This is a genomic window from Corynebacterium sp. HMSC28B08, from assembly GCF_001806865.1.
In the GTDB taxonomy this organism is placed as follows: Bacteria; Actinomycetota; Actinomycetes; order Mycobacteriales; family Mycobacteriaceae; genus Corynebacterium; species Corynebacterium auriscanis.
The window spans coordinates 30191-47478 of record NZ_KV786165.1; the positions used below are offsets into that span (position 1 = coordinate 30191).

At 58.7% G+C, this 17288-nt stretch carries 16 protein-coding genes; 9 read left to right on the top strand and 7 right to left on the bottom strand.

Going from position 1 to position 17288, the window contains the following annotated elements:
• Window positions 1–18: 18 nt before the first annotated feature.
• A complete protein-coding gene (gene ispG, locus HMPREF3098_RS04785; protein WP_070434208.1) occupies window positions 19–1179 on the top strand; it encodes a flavodoxin-dependent (E)-4-hydroxy-3-methylbut-2-enyl-diphosphate synthase in 1161 nt (386 codons plus the stop codon).
• Here the strand turns inward: ispG and HMPREF3098_RS04790 are convergent.
• On the bottom strand, window positions 1172–1891 hold the full coding sequence (locus HMPREF3098_RS04790; RefSeq protein ID WP_070434209.1) for an ABC transporter ATP-binding protein: 720 nt from the start codon (window positions 1889–1891) through the stop codon (window positions 1172–1174). The genes ispG and HMPREF3098_RS04790 overlap by 8 nt on opposite strands.
• A 36-nt stretch (window positions 1892–1927) precedes the next feature.
• Window positions 1928–2899: an FtsX-like permease family protein gene (locus tag HMPREF3098_RS04795; protein WP_070434210.1), complete on the bottom strand. Its 972-nt coding sequence runs from the start codon at window positions 2897–2899 to the stop codon at window positions 1928–1930.
• A 77-nt stretch (window positions 2900–2976) separates the two neighbouring features.
• Here HMPREF3098_RS04795 and HMPREF3098_RS04800 point away from each other — a divergent pair, with 77 nt between their 5' ends.
• Genes HMPREF3098_RS04800 through HMPREF3098_RS04820 form a run of 5 tightly spaced genes read left to right on the top strand, consistent with a single transcriptional unit; the run spans window position 2977 to window position 8203 of the window.
• On the top strand, window positions 2977–4194 hold the full coding sequence (locus HMPREF3098_RS04800) for a sensor histidine kinase (RefSeq protein WP_083284110.1): 1218 nt from the start codon (window positions 2977–2979) through the stop codon (window positions 4192–4194).
• A gap of 11 nt (window positions 4195–4205) precedes the next feature.
• A complete protein-coding gene (locus HMPREF3098_RS04805) occupies window positions 4206–4874 on the top strand; it encodes a LuxR C-terminal-related transcriptional regulator (RefSeq protein WP_070434212.1) in 669 nt (222 codons plus the stop codon).
• 21 nt (window positions 4875–4895) lie between these two features.
• Window positions 4896–6731 (top strand): penicillin-binding transpeptidase domain-containing protein, encoded by a 1836-nt coding sequence (locus tag HMPREF3098_RS04810; RefSeq protein ID WP_070434213.1) that lies wholly within the window; start codon window positions 4896–4898, stop codon window positions 6729–6731.
• A 24-nt stretch (window positions 6732–6755) separates the two neighbouring features.
• A complete protein-coding gene (map, locus tag HMPREF3098_RS04815; protein WP_070434214.1) occupies window positions 6756–7622 on the top strand; it encodes a type I methionyl aminopeptidase in 867 nt (288 codons plus the stop codon).
• 26 nt (window positions 7623–7648) lie between these two features.
• A complete protein-coding gene (locus HMPREF3098_RS04820; RefSeq protein WP_070434215.1) occupies window positions 7649–8203 on the top strand; it encodes a carboxymuconolactone decarboxylase family protein in 555 nt (184 codons plus the stop codon).
• Here the strand turns inward: HMPREF3098_RS04820 and HMPREF3098_RS04825 are convergent.
• Window positions 8200–9462, bottom strand: coding sequence for an HNH endonuclease signature motif containing protein (locus HMPREF3098_RS04825; protein ID WP_070434216.1), 1263 nt, complete (start codon window positions 9460–9462; stop codon window positions 8200–8202). The genes HMPREF3098_RS04820 and HMPREF3098_RS04825 overlap by 4 nt on opposite strands.
• A gap of 304 nt (window positions 9463–9766) precedes the next feature.
• Between HMPREF3098_RS04825 and HMPREF3098_RS04830 the strand changes: the two genes are divergently transcribed.
• On the top strand, window positions 9767–10594 hold the full coding sequence (locus HMPREF3098_RS04830; RefSeq protein WP_070434217.1) for a DUF5808 domain-containing protein: 828 nt from the start codon (window positions 9767–9769) through the stop codon (window positions 10592–10594).
• 17 nt (window positions 10595–10611) lie between these two features.
• On the opposite strand, the gene HMPREF3098_RS04835 is transcribed toward HMPREF3098_RS04830, so the two are convergent.
• The 3 genes from HMPREF3098_RS04835 to HMPREF3098_RS04845 all read right to left on the bottom strand — a co-directional run bounded on the left by HMPREF3098_RS04835 (window position 10612) and on the right by HMPREF3098_RS04845 (window position 14120).
• A complete protein-coding gene (locus tag HMPREF3098_RS04835) occupies window positions 10612–11460 on the bottom strand; it encodes an SDR family oxidoreductase (RefSeq protein ID WP_070434218.1) in 849 nt (282 codons plus the stop codon).
• Window positions 11461–11530: 70 nt separating this feature from the next.
• Complete coding sequence (mtr, locus tag HMPREF3098_RS04840; RefSeq protein ID WP_052094706.1) at window positions 11531–12904, bottom strand: mycothione reductase; 1374 nt, start codon at window positions 12902–12904, stop codon at window positions 11531–11533.
• 115 nt (window positions 12905–13019) lie between these two features.
• Window positions 13020–14120, bottom strand: a complete 1101-nt coding sequence (locus tag HMPREF3098_RS04845; RefSeq protein ID WP_246815849.1) for an alpha/beta hydrolase — start codon at window positions 14118–14120, stop codon at window positions 13020–13022.
• A gap of 119 nt (window positions 14121–14239) precedes the next feature.
• Here HMPREF3098_RS04845 and mqo point away from each other — a divergent pair, with 119 nt between their 5' ends.
• Window positions 14240–15727, top strand: coding sequence for a malate dehydrogenase (quinone) (gene mqo, locus HMPREF3098_RS04850; protein ID WP_035112832.1), 1488 nt, complete (start codon window positions 14240–14242; stop codon window positions 15725–15727).
• 35 nt (window positions 15728–15762) lie between these two features.
• Window positions 15763–16521: a uroporphyrinogen-III C-methyltransferase gene (gene cobA / locus HMPREF3098_RS04855; protein ID WP_070434220.1), complete on the top strand. Its 759-nt coding sequence runs from the start codon at window positions 15763–15765 to the stop codon at window positions 16519–16521.
• Here cobA and yaaA read toward each other — a convergent pair.
• Window positions 16518–17270, bottom strand: coding sequence for a peroxide stress protein YaaA (gene yaaA / locus HMPREF3098_RS04860; protein ID WP_070434221.1), 753 nt, complete (start codon window positions 17268–17270; stop codon window positions 16518–16520). The genes cobA and yaaA overlap by 4 nt on opposite strands.
• Between the last annotated feature and the right edge of the window lie 18 nt (window positions 17271–17288).

Sequence of the window (17288 nt, forward strand, 5' to 3'; positions counted from 1 at the left end):
GTGCTGAGGACTAACTTCATGACTGGCATTTCCCTGGGGATCCCCGACGGCCCACCACCCACCCTGGCGCCACGGCGCAAGACCCGCCAGCTAATGGTTGGGAATGTGGGCGTGGGTAGTGATTACCCAATTTCGGTACAGTCCATGACCACCACGAAAACACACGACGTTAATGCCACTTTGCAGCAGATCGCGCAGCTGACTGCGTCGGGCTGTGACATCGTGCGCGTCGCGTGTCCTAAGACCGTGGATGCGGAAGCTCTTCCGGCGATTGCGCGCAAGTCGCCGATCCCGGTGATTGCCGACATTCACTTCCAGCCCAAGTACATTTTTGCAGCTATCGATGCGGGTTGCGCGGCCGTGCGTGTGAATCCGGGCAACATCAAGGAATTCGATGGGCGAGTCAAGGAAGTCGCGAAGGCCGCCGGTGATGCGGGAGTTCCAATTCGCATCGGAGTGAACGCCGGTTCCCTGGATAAACGCATCATGGAAAAGTACGGCAAAGCCACGCCTGAGGCATTGGTTGAATCCGCGCTGTGGGAAGCCGGTTTGTTCGAAGACTGCGGATTTGGGGACATCGCTATTTCCGTGAAGCACAACGACCCAGTGATTATGGTGGAGGCCTACCGTCAGTTGGCGGAAAAGTCTGATTATCCGCTGCACCTAGGGGTGACCGAGGCCGGACCGGCATTCCAGGGCACCATTAAGTCCTCTGTGGCTTTCGGTGCGCTGCTGAGCCAAGGGATCGGCGATACCATCCGCGTATCCCTGTCAGCGGACCCCGTGGAAGAGATCAAGGTCGGCGACCAAATTCTGCAGTCGCTGAACCTCCGTCCGCGCAAGCTAGAGATCGTGTCCTGTCCATCGTGTGGTCGTGCGCAAGTGGATGTGTACAAGCTGGCCGAGGAAGTGACCGCCGGCTTGGAGGGGATGGAATTCCCACTGCGCGTGGCCGTCATGGGATGTGTCGTGAATGGCCCAGGTGAGGCCCGCGATGCGGACCTCGGGGTGGCCTCCGGCAATGGAAAGGGTCAGATTTTCGTGAAGGGTGAGGTCATTAAGACCGTGCCCGAGGACCAGATTGTGGAAACCCTCATCGAGGAAGCAATGCGCATTGCCGACGAAGAGGGCATGGAAGCGATCGAAGGCCAAAAGGCCGAGGTTCGCGTTACTAAGTAGTAGCTCCATCCACAATCGTCGCTCCATCCACAATCGTCATCGTGCGATCCAGCGATTGCAGCTGGTCTTGGTCGTGGGAGACGTACAGCGCGGGAATGCTCCGATCGTGGGCGAGGCTCTTGATCAAGGCCGTCACTTCGGTGGCGGCTTTGGTGTCCAGCGCGGCGGTGGGCTCATCGACCAGCAACAGCTCGGGATTATTCATAAATGCCCGGGCTAGATTCACTCGTGCCTGTTGACCACCGGACAGCTCGCCCGTCTTGGCTCGAGCTTTATCCCCGAGGCCCACGGCCTCCAGTAATTCCCGTGCCCTCCTCTTGTCTTCGCTCTTGTTCCCACGGAATAGCTTCCCGAGATGGCGCATCATCAGCAACTGTTCTTCGGCGGTGAGCGCGGGCAGCAAGTTCGGCTGCTGGAAAACGATTCCGAGGCTGTCCCGCCGGATTCGAGCTGCCTGCGCACCACGGGCGGCAGCCAGGTCTATCGAACCTTGCGCCGTATTGAGCACAGCGCGACCTGAGGTGGGCTCTTGCAAACACCCCACCACCGCCAACAGCGTGGACTTCCCGGAACCAGAGGGGCCGGTGATGCCGACCACTTCGCCGCCATCCACGGTGAAGCTCACGTTGCTGAGGATGCGGCGGGTCGTGGTGCCATCTTGCACATCGAGGGTGAGCCCCTCGGTCACTAGGGCTGCGTTTTGTGTAGACATATTGAACCTTCTTTCGTGAGGGGAGGGGGATGGGATTTACCCGGCCGCCAGCGCGGTACGCGGGGAGACTTTCAAAACGGGACGTATGGAAATCGTGGCTCCCAGCAGCCCGGCAGCCGCCAGGATCACTGCGGGCTGCGCCAAGGTTGTAGCGTTCAAGGTGATTGGCATTGCCGACGCCAACGCGGACCCCGCTATGAATGTGATCAAAACTCCTGCGACGATCCCGCCGGCGAGGATGACAAGGGCCTGTCCCAACGAGTCGCCAATCAACACGCGTCGCGAGGCTCCGAGGGCGGAAGAAATGGCCACCCCACGCAGGCGTTGCATAGTCCAGACGGTGAAAAATGCGCCCAGCACAAGTGCTGAGATCACGTACAGCAGTACGACCATCATGTTCAGGGAGGTCTGTTCGCCCTGATAGCTGGCAGAAGCATTCCACCGCTCCTTGCCTTTCAGCATGACGGTGCCACTGGGTGCTGCGAAATCCTCGCTCACCAAAGCCGCGGTGGACGCACTTGGGTCATCTTTGAGGTCGCGAGGGTTCACACTCAAGACTGGTTGATGATCCAAGTAAACCTCATCGGAAACTGTGACCACGGACTTCTCAGGCATCGCAGCCTGGGCATCGTTGTACAGCGCCTCGGGTACCTCGACGGTGCCGGGTTTGATCTGCGCGTCGCTGAGAAGCACGACGGTAGAAGTGCCCACCTTGGCACGGGACATGTACAGCGCTTCGCCACCAGCGGCCTCGACAGCCTGCAGCTGGTTCGGGGTCAATCGCGAAGAAGCTAGGGAGCTGGTGCCGCTATCTTGTAGCAGAAGAGCTTGATTGGACTGGGTGGCGTCGGAATTAAAACGAGCCTGCAACGCCGAGACGGATTCGAAAGACAAACCAGCAGCCAGCGATGAAAGGAAGGTGACCATGATGGTGATCATTCCGACGGTAATGGTGATCAACGCTGTGCGGCCTTTGGCGGACCGGAGTTCTCTTATTCCCTGAAACATACTTCAATGATCGTTTGACGTGCGCGTTTACACATCGGGCGCAAGGCTGGACTTTGCTTCCTACTAAAGTTGGAACAATGATCGGTAGAAGGGTCCTAGGAACGCACGAGGCGGCGCGCAGACGCGTGGATCAACTCGACCGAGTGTGGACGGCACTAGGGCATTCGCTGCACTTGCTGGTTTTCATCCTGCTGGTGGTGACAGTCGTGGTCGACGGGATGTCTTGGCAGGTCGTTGCGTTCGCGTTGGCGTACAGCTCGGGGCGCATGATCCCGCAGCGGTCGGTGTGGATCGCGCTGGTTCTGGCTACGTGGGTGCTGCTGTTCGTTCGGGGCGAGTCGGCTGTCTACTTGGTGTTTGCGTTGTTCTTTGTGGTGCTGGGGGTGTTCCGTCCGCGTTTTTCGGTGCCGTTAGTATTCGTGATGACGGGTCTGGCGGTGTACGGCATCGCACGCAATGTTGGGTGGACCGTCGGTGGGATCATCGGCCCGATCATCGGCGCACTGGTCGCGATCGCCTTGGGGTTAGGATTCCGGATGCTACGTGTGGAGGCTCAAGCGCGCGAAGAAGAATCCCACCGCGCGGGCGAAATGCAGGAACGCGCGCGAATTGCCGGGGACATTCACGACACGATCGCGCAGGGTTTGAGCTCCATCAACATGTTGTTGCATTCGATTGAAGGGCAAATCTCTTTACTCGACGCCACCACGTTGGATCCCGGAACCCGAGAGCAGCTGGGGCGCCAGATTCGCCTGGCCCAGACCACCGCGCAGGAAAACCTGCTGGAGACCCGGCGTATCATCGCGGCTTTGCAACCGAGTCCGATGATGGGGGCGGATCTGCCGGTCGCGTTGGCCCGTGTCGCTAGCTCCACCGCGATGGGGCAGGCCATCACGTTCGACGTGGACGGGGAACCGCGCAATGTCAGCGCGGCCGTGGAGCAGGAATTGGTGCGAATCGGGCAATCGCTGGTCAGCAACATCGCCCGTCATGCCAATGCCACGCGAGGGCGGGTGACACTGACTTTCCAACCAGACCAAGTGGTGCTGGATGTAGTGGATAATGGCGATGGTTTCGATGTGGCGAGTATGCATGAACTGGGGTTGCGTACGCACCGCTCCCAAGATGGGACCGTATTGGTGGATGCGGCACACCCCGGACAGCAACTGGATGCGACGGGGTTGGCGGGTGTGCTGCGCCGCGTGAAAGCAGTGGGGGGAACGATGGCGCTAGAAACCGAACCGGGTGGCGGGTGCGGTGTTGCTGTGCAGATCCCGACAGGTGGGCGCGAGTAGTCTGGAGCACCATGGCCGACCAACAATCCCCTGTGCGCGTAATTCTCGCTGACGACCATCCGGTGATCCGGGCGGGTTTGGAAGCGATGTTAGCGACGGCATCGGACATTGAGGTGGTGGCTACTGTCGATACTGCGCAGGGGGCGATCGACTACGTACGCGCTTCGCTGGCCGGGGAGCAACCTCGCGTGGATGTGGTGCTCATGGATCTGCGCTTTGCCCAGCAGGTTGGCGCTGGGGAGGCCGGGGGAGTTTATGCCACGAGGGAAATCCGGTCCATACCAGGCGCACCACAGGTGTTGGTGGTGACCAACTATTCCACGGACGGGGAAGTCGTTGGGGCGGTGTCCGCAGGTGCCGTGGGTTACTTACTAAAAGACTGCCCGCCTGCGGAGCTGACTGAGGGGATCAGGAAAGCGGCCCGTGGGCAATCCGTGATGAGCTCGCCAGTCATGGGCAAGCTCATGGAGAATATGAACCGTCCCATGGAAACCCTTACAGCCCGTGAAATCGATGTACTGCGGTTAGTGGGGCAGGGGTGGTCCAATCGGCAAATCGCCAAGGAGCTCATCTTGACGGAGGCCACTATCAAATCCCATATGGGCAGGGTTTTCACCAAGCTTGGTGTGAGCAATCGAACTGCCGCAGTTGCTGTGGCGCGGGAGCGCGGAATTCTTTAAAACGCTTGCTAGCATGACCGCATGCGACGTGCCCTCACTTCTGCCATTGCCATTTCTAGCTTGGTGTTTTCGCTGGGTGCTTGTACCCCGCGCCCAGATGTTGCCGATGCCGCCGCGGCGTCGTTCCTCGAAGCGCTAGCGGGGCACCAGGATGCAGCAAAGCAGACCGACAACCCGACAGCAGCGGGAGATGTCATCAAGAAAACATGGGATTCGTTGCAGGCCGAAGGGTTGTCGACGCAACTGCAGGACGTACACACCAATGGCGATGTGGCCACGGCGAAGTACCACATGAAGTGGGATCTCCCGGGGGATCGTGAACTTGATTACGACTCGCAGATGGTGTTGACGAAGTCGGGTGAGGCGTGGAGCGTGCGGTGGCAGCCTTCGCTATTGCACCCCGAACTCGGCACGAATCAGCACCTGGAATTGCGTACCGTGCCTGCGAAAATCGCCAGCGTAGTCGGCTCGGACGGGGCCGTTTTGCTCAAGCCGGGCACGAAGTGGCGCGTGTTCGTGGATACTACTACCACCGACGATGTGGGCGCCGTGATGCGTCGTATTGGTGCAGAACTAGACGGCGTGCGCGGGCAGTTGCCGGATGTTCCCGAGTTTGATGTGGACGAAAAAACCAAGGAAGCCCAAGCAGTGGACGGAGAGTTCTCCGCGCTCATCCTTAATGCAGAGCAGGGCAGCAAACTCAAGGACGTGCTGAACAATATCAAGGGCGTACGAATGAATGAAGAGGCCGCGTTAGTGCGCCCCGACCCAGGCTTCGCGCCGGACATCATGGCACGGGTCTCCGGACTTGTCGAAAAGGACCTGCAGGGCAAGAACGGGTGGAAGGTCGTTGTGGCTACCGCGGAGGGGGCCGAGGTGAGGGACGTGGCTACCCAGGAGGCCAGCGCTGCACCTAGCGTGAACATCAGCCTGTCCCACAAGGTGCAGAAGGCCGCACAAGAAGCCGTGAACACCCGCAAGGATGCGCAGGCCATGATGGTTGTGATGCGTCCATCTACAGGCGAGATCCTAGCCGTGGCCCAAACCCCCAAGGCCGATGAGAAGGGCGACGTGGCCCTGATGGGGCAGTACCCACCGGGGTCCACGTTCAAGATGCTGACGGCCTACGCGGGGATGGATAAGCAAGGCCTCAATCCGGATTCCATCGTGGGCTGCCCAGGCACGCAGGATATTGGCGGGCGCATTGTGACGAACTACAACTCGTTCTCCTTAGGCGATACGCCCTTGGAGAATGCCTTTGCGAAGTCCTGCAACACCACGTTCGCGGATATCTCGACCAAACTCAAGCCCGGCGAATTGCAGGATTACGCCAAAAAATTTGGGCTGGGTGTGGACTTCCAGATCGACGGATTGGATACGATCACGGGTTCAGTGCCGAAGGGCGAGGTCATGCTTGACCGCACGGAGGCGGGTTACGGCCAGGGCCACGATCTCGCCAGCCCATTCGGTATGGCCATGGTCGCTGCCACGGCCGCGGTTGGAAAGCGCCCCACCCCGTATCTCATTGCCGGCAAGGACCACAAGACCGACAGCAAAAATCAGTCCACGGACGACCTGAATCCGAAGACGGTCAAGGAGTTACGCCGACTCATGCGCGCGGTAGTGACCAACGGATCGGGCTCGGCGATATCTGGCGCGGGTGAGGTTTACGCCAAAACCGGTGAGGCCGAAATCAATGAAGGATCCCATGCTTGGTTTGCTGGCTATAGAGGCGATCTGGCCTTTGCCACCCTCGTTGTACTGGGCGGGGGATCTGAGCATGCGGTGGCGGTGACGGATACCTTCTTCAAGAATCTAGATGGAGCAAAGCCGGAGGCTCCTCGGCCTGAGCAATAGGAGGGGCGAGTACCATCGGGATACATGACTAGAGCTCCACTTATTCCCGGTAACCCAACCCCCATCCGCGATGTCCCCGCCCACATCCAGCGGCCAGAATATGCGTGGAAGGACGAGGTTCAGGAAAACGTCGGTGAGCCGTGGATTCAGACTCCCGAGACTATCGAGGCTATGCGCGAGGCGAGCCGAATTGCAGCCGAGGCCCTGCGGGAGGCTGGCCGCGCGGTGGCTCCGGGCGTCACGACAGATGAAGTAGACAGGGTGGCCCACGAGTATATGTGTGACCACGGTGCGTATCCATCCACCCTGGGATATCGGCATTTCCCCAAGTCCTCGTGCGTGAGTTTGAATGAAATCATTTGTCATGGCATTCCGGATACGACCGTGATCGAGGACGGCGATATCGTCAATATTGACGTCACCGCGTACAAAAACGGTGTGCACGGTGATACCAATGCCACGTTCCTCGCCGGCAATGTCTCTGAGGAACACCGCTTGTTGGTGGAACGCACGAAGAACTCCCTGGACCGCGCCATCAAGGCCGTCAAACCGGGCCGCGAGATCAATGTGATCGGCCGTGTGATCGAGTCTTACGCTAGGCGCTTCGGGTATAACGTTGTAGAGGATTTTACCGGCCACGGCGTGGGTACCACTTTCCACAACGGGTTGGCAGTGCTGCACTACGATAACCCGCAGAACACCACGTTGCTGGAGCCGGGCATGACCCTCACCATCGAGCCCATGATCAATTTGGGTAGCTTGGCCTACGACATTTGGGATGACGGGTGGACCGTGCAAACTCGCGACAAGCAGTGGACCGCCCAGTTTGAGCACACGTTGGTTGTCACCGATGATGGGTGTGAAGTTCTCACGATTCCCGGCGACGAGTAGTTAAACCAACTAGCATCTCCTGAGGTATGGAGGACAAAACTACTCTCGGCCCCGGCCCCGTGTCGCGCGGCCAGCATCTGCGCCAGCTCGGCCCGTTCGGAACTCTCGCTACACGCGTTGGGGCGCGCATTACGGGCAAAAAGAATCTCGGTGTGTTCGCCACCATCGGTCGCGCTCCACGGTTGTTCCGATTCTGGTTGCTCTACGGCGCCTCGATGATGCCTTTTGGCTATCTTTCCCGCCAGGAAACCGAAATGATCATTCTGCGCGTTGCTTACTTGCGTGGCAGCGCGTATGAGGCTGATCAACACCGTGCCATCGCCGCGCGGGCCGGGGTTTCTTCTTCTGATATCGACGCCCTCTTCCTCCCCGAGCACGGCATCACCGGGCGCCGGGGCCTGTTGTTGGATGCGACCGAGCAGATTGTTCGCAACCAGGGATTGACCGCCACAATGGCGCAGCGATTGCGTGAGCTTCTCAGCGAGCGCGAGCAGGTCGCGTTCGTGATGCTCGTGTGCAACTACGACGGGCTTGCTACCGCACTGGACATCATGGCGGTCCCGGTCGACGAGAATCGCTAGAACGGTGGCTGGTCGTTCGGGTTTTGTTGCATCTTTCTCCGGTTATATTCATGGACGGCCAGCGTGCGCCGAACTGCGCGGTGTTGGAAGGTCTGCCGGCCCAGCGGGCCGTTCGGAGCGGTCATCACGGTGTGGCCGTCACCGAGGCTCGTCCAGGTCTCTTTACCATCGGGATGAATAGTGACATCCCAGGCGCCCGCGGTCTTTACGTTGTGGTGCTTGGAACATAATGCATGGAGATTCTGGGTGCTCGTCGGGCCTCCTTCCGTAGGGTTGTCGTGGTTATAGCGTTGGACGTGGTCCAATTGGCATTTGTGGGCGGGTACGCTGCAGCCTGGGAAACGGCACGTGCCATCGCGCCCTTCAACGCTGGCGCGCACTAACGGGGTAGGGGCATAGCCGTTGTTGCTGGCCACACCCGGAGCTTGAACGTGGGTGACACGTTTCATCCATTCAGGGGTGGCCAACGTGCTCACCCACCCGCCAGCAGCCCAGATCTGCGAATTCGGCTCATCCACGCTGCGATAGAGGTTCAGGGTGACTTCCGCTTTGGTTTCTGCACGCACGAGCATCATCAGCGCTTCGGCCCGGGAGCAGACGCTGTCTTTACGTACGCTGTTGAGGGCTTGGATTAGCTCGAGCCCTTCGAGTTTCGGGAGCGTGAGGCGAAATTCAGTGACGTCATCGAGGTAGTCATCAATCACCAGTCGGGTGATTGGGCCCGTATCGTCATCGTCGTGGCGTGGGAGCAGGTCGTCGTCATCAGTGAGTGAATCGTTGTCATCCAAATCAATGGGGGTCGCGAGTGGATCGTAATCGTGGACAATTTTCTCCAGCCGGTTTCGGATGGTCGCTCTGGCTAGCATTGCCTGATTGGGCACAGTAGGGGACAGCGCCTGAAAAATTTTTTCCTCCATGATGTCGGGGGCTTCTTCGCTGACCGCCGATAGGCATTCCGTTACGCATCGCCACAGGTCAAGTGAATATGCGCCCGATTTTCCTAATTCGATCAGGCTAGGGAACCGTCGCAACATGTGTCCGAGGTCTACCAACGTGAGTGCACGGTATTCCGTCAAACCCAGCCGCACACACAGGCGGGTGGTGATGTCCGAAACGCACTCATCCATCGCTGGGGCACAGGCTAAAGCCAGATTGATATGCCCCCGATTCACGTCGCAGATCGCCACGCTCAATGGATCATGTGGGTCCGTGACGCGCCAGCTGGGTAGTTTGTTCGGTGTGGTGGATTCGTTGTGCATGGTTTCCCCTTGGTGATTGTGGATGATGCAGAGTCTGATTAGCAGGTGTGCTCTCGATTGAATATTCGGTGACAGGTCGTGGTGCTGACAAGCGTGTTAGTGCTTGTTCTAACGTTCGGGAACAGTATAAAAAGGGTCTCAGACACTACCTCCCGTTTGGTGCTCCAAAATCGAACATAAGCTGGGAATAGTTTTCTGCACCGCCCGGCCAGTAGCGATCCACCCAGGTAAGCTGGATAGCCAAACCCGCAAAGCTTTTGCTGAGGCACCGCCCCGACTCAGGAGCAGACCTAGAGGTACTAGCATGATGACGAATAACGATGAACCCACCCAGCCACCGCGCGCCGAAAAAATTTTTACGCCAGCTGAAATCCAGGGTTACCCACACCGCGCGGGATCAATTTCTCTCGTCGCGACCGTCGCTGCGTTGGTAGTCTTCCTGCTTGCTGCCGGGGTGACAGCCCTGAACTGGGACACCATCCCCGATCGCTTTGCAACCCATTTCAGCGGTTCCGATTTTGAACCCGACAGTTGGGCCGATAAGTCGGTCGGCAGCGTGTTCTTTGCGACATTTTTCGGCCTCGTACTAACTCTCGTCTTCGCGCTGCTGAGCTACGGGATGCTGCGGTCAGAAATCCCCGCGCGCACCGACCCAGCGTGGCGCTCCAAGTTGCGCCAACACATTATCCTACGCACGACTGCTATGTGGCTGGCTGTGATGAATCTGACGTTGGCCCTATTGTTTGCGGGTATCCAACTGTGCACCACAATTCCTGCGTTCATGGGTTGGATGCCCGCCACCATTCTGGGCGGGCTCGTCTTGGTTGTAGGTACGTCCCTCGGCATGGTGGTGGCCCTAGTCATGAAGCAACCTACCGTGGAAGCCACAGTCCAATCACTCGCGCAGTCAAACCCAGACAGAATCCCCCAGGAAGCCCCAGAAAGCACACGTGACAGTAAGTACTACAAGTGGGACATGTTTTATTACAACCCGGATGATCCCGCGATCATCGTGGAGAAGCGTTACGGGGTAGGCGTGGATTTCAACTATGCGCACTGGCAGGGCAAAGCCTTCATGGTCTTCGTTGCGTTGGTGTTGGCTGGTTCCATCGCTCTGCCTTTTTTACTTTGACTTTTTACTTTGACTTTTTACTTTGACGCCCAACGGAACCCCGCATTGAGAGCCCGCATGGCGCCCCGGTAGGCCCACGGCGCGTTGACTTGAGCCCAGCGCGCCACCGGAATGTCACCGCTGGTGTTGATCAGGTACTTACCCTTGTCCACACCCTTCAGAATTTTTTGGGCGGCCTCTGTAGGGGAAACTGCATGGCTCTGGAACAAAGCTGTCGCCTTCTCGATGCGTGGTTTGCTACGGTCCACCCCGTGAATATCGATCGTCCGGACGAGGGGAGTATCTACGGCCCCAGGTACCACCGCGTGTACGTCAACCCCGTAGGGGGCCATATCGAAACGCAGGACTTCGCACATACCCAGCACACCACCTTTGGACGCGGAATAGGCCGCGTGCCACGGAAGCCCGATGATCCCGGCAGCAGAGGAGACAAAGACGAATTTCCGCTGATAGTGGCGCTGGAATGGGCGGCGCCGCACAGGCTCAGCCGTCATGAGTAGTGGCGCGAAGGCCTCCACCATGTGCACGGATCCCATGAGATTGATATCGATCACGCGCTGCCACTTCTCATGGGGCATGAACCGCACATCACCCCAGATGGCAACCCCGGCGACGTGGTGCACGTGATCCGGCGTTCCGTGTGTGGCACAAATGTCCGTGGCCCAAGTTTTCACGGCGTGGACATCAGTCACATCCACCACGCGACTATCGGCTACCGTCCCACCGGCGGAGCGTATGGCCTTCGCGGTGTGGGCCAAGCCCGCTTCATCGCGGTCACTAATTGCGAGCGAGTATCCGCGCTGCGCGAGGAGCAAAGCCACCTCCCGTCCGATTCCCGAGGCGGCTCCCGTGACGACTGCGAACATGGCCTAAGCTCCTTGACCTTTTTGGTTAGCTAGGGGGATGTTTGGTTAGCTAGGGGATGCCCGCTGTTATCTAGGCATCGAACTCCAACCCCAGCAGGGCATTCTCTACCAATTCTGTCAAAGCCGGGTGGGGCCAGAACTGGTTTTCAGCAAAATCGCGCGCATGGATGCCGAAGGACATGGCGCTGACGAAGGATTGGATGAGAGTACTGGCTTCCGGTCCCATGATGTGGGCGCCGAGAATCTCACCCGTGGACCGATCGGCGATGACTTTGCAGAACCCAGTAGTATCCTCCATCGCCCAGCCGTAGGCGATATCCGCGTAACGCTGAACCTTGATGGTTAGTGGCCGGCCTGTGAGTCTGGCTTCTTCCTCTGTCATTCCCACGATACCGATCTGCGGATGTGTAAAGATCCCGCCCGGGATGAAGCGATGATTGACCTTTTGCAGGTCATCGGGAAAGGCAATGTTGTGTTTGACTACCCGAGATTCGTGGTTGGCTACATGCTTGAGCTCAATCTCGTTGGCGGCATCGCCCAGTGCCCACACACCCTCGGCCGTCGTGCGGCCATATTCATCGACGACGATGGTTCCACGTGCTGTAACCTCGACGCCCCCCGCTTCCACATTCAACGTATCGGAGTTGTTTTCCCGTCCCAGAGCGACCAAGATTTCATCTGCTTCTACCTGGGTGCCGTCATCCAACGTGATTTTGATTCGGCCGTCGTGGGTTTCCTCGGCGGCCTCTACGGTGCGTCCCAAATGATTAGTCCATTGCGTTTTAGCCTGCTCGGTAAAGGCCTCGGAAATGTCGTGATCGGCCATGCGAAGCAAACGCTCAAAGCGATTCACAACGGTCACCTTGGTGCCGAAGGCTGAAAACACTGCCGCAAACTCCACCGCGACGATGCCACCGCCGAGGATGATCAGTGACTCGGGGAGTTTTTCCAACCGCATGATGTCCTCGTTGGTGCGGTAACGTATACCGGATTCCTTGATGACTGGGTGGATCCATGGGCGCCGACCAGTAGCGAGAATGACATCCTTGCCCCGGATAATGGGCGCCTCAGGCCCATCGCCAATGCGCAGGGTTCGCGGTGCTACGAAGGAGGCAGCTTCTCCGTGAAAAAGGGTGATATTGGGAGTTTTATCACCAGCACGGTATTCGGCTCCGGCCTTCGATATGGGATCGATGCGCTCGCCGAATACGCGACGTTGAATGTCCTTCCAATCCACGTTCTGCAATTCGCCGGTAAGGCTTAACGCGCCTGCATGGCTGAATTCGCGGGCGACATCCGCGGTGTGGACAAACATTTTCGTGGGAATGCAACCCACATTGGAGCAGGTGCCACCAAAGACACCCTTCTCGACAATGGCCACGGTCTTGTTTCTGGTGGTGCGACCGGGAATCATGTTGCCGGATCCGGTGCCGACAATGACCATGTCGAAATCTTGGATGCTATCTTCAGAGAATTGCTGGAACAAGATGGAATTCCTTTCTTAAGAAGCCTTAGAGGCTGAAGCCTTAAAAAGTTGTTGTAAGGGGGTCGCGTGCGCTTTAAGTTAGAGCAGAAGGTGTGGTGGTTTTATTCCGAAGCCAATTGGTGGTGGCAAGGAAAGCGCGATTACGGACCGGCTGACGGGAAAGAAATACATCGTGGGTAGCCCCGGGAATCACTTCGATGTGCGCGTAAGGGGAAACCTTGGGTGCGACTTCCCACATTTGGTGGGGCATGAGGATCGGATCGTTCACGTAGGTCTCATCCGATAGTTCGCGGCCAAAGTAGTGCCCATCGCTAGTGAGGATGAGTGTGGGCAGACCCGTGGAATGCTGTCCGGAGCGCAGCTTGCGGATCTCCTGGGCCACGCTGACGAGCCACGGCACGTATTTCTTCCGGGGCAGAATCGGTTTCAATTCCAGGTTGTAATTCCATTCTCCAGCATATTCGGAGTGGAGGGAATAACCGTAGCTGGGATTAATCCCACCCGGCAAGGGCATGTGGGGAGCGATTTTCGCGAGGACAGGGAATATGCGGTTGATGATGAAGCGGGTAGGCCCATCGAATTGCAAACCGTACCAAGGGGAGTTACACACAATCGCGGCCAGGTGGCGATGAAGCACTGCGGAGCCTGAATTGGGATGGCGCGTGGCGGCGTCGAACAAACGAGTTGCCCACATGGTGACATCCAAGCCACCGGTGGAATGTCCGACGGGTACGACCTGGCGATGTGCGGCGGCGAGGAGGGCGGTGGTGATGGTGATGTCTTCGTCGTACAACGCCTGGCTGGTGACGTGGTGCCAGGTCTGCCCATCGCGCCAAGCACGACCGCACTTGCGTAGGTCGAGACCGTAGACGGCGTAACCCTGCGAGTGGAAATACCGAGCCACGTGATCTTGGAAGAAATAATCGGTCATTCCGTGGACGAATAACAGGGCGGGGCGGGAGAAGAAGTCATCCCCGGAGTCAGTGGGTCGATACCGCACCACAGCGCACCGAACAGGCGCCTCGCCATCCGGATCTGCACCCATTTCCACGTAGTGCACGCCGAAGCCTTCTCCCAGTTCATCAGGGGCGAAAACAAGGTCTGCTGCGGAACGCGAAAGGGGGGTGGCCAACACTTCGTCGGCGGTCAAAACTGAAACAGAGTCGTTGTTCACGGTTTCTACTCTAACTGTGCTGATGGACATTCATCGCGGGGCATTGTGCGGATCCCCGGTGAGCAGGCGTATGGTTGGAAAGAGTTTTAGGACTCTTCCCCGTAAGGATTGAACGAAACGTGGTTTCCAACAACACACAGACCGATACGGTCGACGTCCTTCTTGTAGGCGCCGGCGTTATTTCCAGCACACTGTCCGTTATGCTCAAGGAGCTGCAGCCCAGCTGGAGCCAGCTCATTGTGGAGCGTTTGGACGTACCAGGCGCGGAATCCTCCGACCCGTGGAACAATGCGGGTACGGGCCACTCCGCCCTGTGTGAATTGAACTACACGCCCGAAGTCAACGGCAAGGTCGATATTTCCAAGGCCGTGGGCGTGAACGAAAAATTCCAGGTATCCCGCCAGTTCTGGAGCTACCTGGTGGAAAACGGCATCCTGGGTGACCCCAGTGAATTCATCAACCGTGTTCCCCACGTCTCCTTCGCGCACGGTTTGCAGCAGGTGGATTACCTCAAGGCCCGTTACGAGGCACTGAAGGATCACCCGCTGTTCCCGAACATGCAGTTCTCCGACAGCGAGGAGAAGTTCCGTGAGTCCCTGCCTCTGATGGCAAAGGGCCGTGACTTCAACGATCCCGTGGCGATTTCTTGGTTCAACGACGGAACCGACATCAACTATGGCGCGCTGACCCGCCAGTACCTGGATGCGGTCACCTCCAAGGGCGTCGAGGTTCGCTACGGCACCGAAGTGAAGAACATTACCCGTGACGGTGCAAAGTGGAAGGTCTCCACCAAGAACCTGCACACCGGTGATACCAGCGTGATCACGGCGAATTTCGTGTTCGTGGGAGCAGGCGGTATGGCCCTGCCACTGTTGCAGAAGTCCGGGATTCCAGAGATCAAGGGCTATGGCGGTTTCCCCGTTTCCGGCCAGTGGCTGCGCTGCACTAATGAGGAGCTCGTTGAGCAGCATCAGGCCAAGGTGTACGGCAAGGCATCTGTGGGGGCACCTCCAATGTCCGTGCCACACTTGGATACCCGCGTCATCGACGGCAAGAAGGGCCTCCTGTTCGGCCCTTACGCCGGCTGGACCCCGAAGTTCCTGAAGAAGGGCTCCTTCTTGGACTTGTTCAAATCCATCCGTCCGGGCAACCTGCCGTCCTACTTGGGCGTGGGTGTCCAGGAATTGGGCTTGACAAAGTACCTCGTGGAAGAGGTGCTCAAGGATCACAAGGCCAAGATGGAAGCTCTGCGCGAGTACATGCCAACTGCTAAGGATGAGGATTGGGAGATCGTCGTGGCCGGCCAGCGCGTGCAGGTCATCAAGCCAATCGGTGCCCCCAAGTTCGGGTCCCTAGAGTTCGGCACGGCACTGGTGAACTCCTCCGATGGCTCCATCGCGGGCCTCATGGGTGCCTCTCCGGGTGCGTCCATCGCCCCAGCGGCCATGATCGAGGTGCTCGAGCGCTGCTTCGGGCAGTACATGGGCGAGTGGGCTCCTAAGTTGAAGGAAATGATTCCCTCCTACGGCGGCCGTCTTTCCCAAGATCCCGAACTGTTCCGTGAGCAATGGGACCGTTCGCAGAAGGCCCTCAAGCTGCAGGGCTAGACCGAGCTGTCTAGATTGCGGTACTCTCTTTACCCATGACCGCACAGCTAACTTCTCAGTCGGAGGCCCCAGCGGGTCGCGTGGTTCTCGTAGGGGGAGGCCCTGGAGCTTGGGACCTCATCACCGTGCGCGGCATGCATGCGTTGCAAGCTGCGGACGTTATCCTCACGGATCATTTGGGGCCTACGGATGAACTGGACAAGCTGTGCGAGGTGGCGTCGAAAGAAATAGTCGATGTGGCGAAGCTGCCGTATGGCAAGCAGGTCGCACAAGAAAAGACGAACGAATTGCTGGTGCAGCACGCGCGCGAGGGAAAGCGCGTGGTTCGTCTGAAAGGTGGGGACCCTTTCGTATTCGGACGGGGTTTCGAAGAAGTACAAGCATGTGTAGCCGCAGGTGTGCCCTGTGAAGTAATCCCCGGTGTGACCAGCGCCGTTGGTGTACCGGAATTGGCGGGCATCCCCGTCACACAGCGGGGGGTAGTTCACGCTTTCACCGTTGTCTCCGGGCATCTTCCGCCCGGGCACCCCAAGTCGCTGGTGAATTGGCGGGCGCTGGCGGCCAGTGGCGCCACGATCAGCGTAATCATGGGGGTAAAGAATGCCCGGGCGATCGCTACGGCCCTCATGGACGGTGGGCTCGCGGGAGACACTCCGGCCGCGGTGATACAAGAGGGCAGCACCCAGCGCGAGCGAGTGTTCCGCTGCCGTTTGGAGACACTGGCAGAAACCTTCGATGCGGAAAGCATCGCCTCGCCCGCGGTGTATGTGATCGGTGAAGTGGCGGGGCTTTAGACCACCAACGTGAGCTCAGTGGACTTCCCACTGGGCATTTCCACGCGCATACCCGCCTCCCCTAGGCAATCGGCGATGGCGGGGAGGGCGAGGGGCGTCGAGTCAAAAGAATCGGCGTGCGACGCCAGCTGCCGAGCAACCAACCCCTTGTAGTGTTTATTGAAGTGGCTCACCACCTTGCGCGTGCCGTCGGGCCGCTCGCTTTCCACCCTGACCGTGATGGCGCCCGGCAATTTACCCAGCTGCTGGTATGTGCCGCTGCGCAGGTCGATCACCGGGCCGCTGTGGTTTTCTTGGTACGACGCCAGCTCATCCGTGATTTGGCTTCCCCACCGGCTCTTGAGGGTGCGGTGGGCTGGGGGTAGCTTTACCGCGCCCGATAGGCGATAGTGTGGGATGTGGTCGTTGGCCATGAGCACGCCGAACAGAGCAGACCCGATGGACAGGTGTTGCCAGGCTTCGCGGGACAGACTGGCGGGATCCAGTGCATCGTAGAGCACGCCGGTGTACCGCAGGATGGCCGGTTGAGTAGGGGAGGAGAACAGCTGCCGATTGTGGCTGGCTTCGTCGCGCAGTTTTGCGGAGAGACCGAGCACGTCCATGGCTTGTTCGTCATCCATGCGAGCCAGATCATGGGCGATGTCACTGCGAGTGGCCGTAAGGCTGGGGAAGCTGAGGGAAGCAAGATCCAGGGCGGCACCATCGCCACCGAAAGACTTGGTTTCCGAAGGGGGAAGCACGATCAACATGACTTCCAAGATTAATAC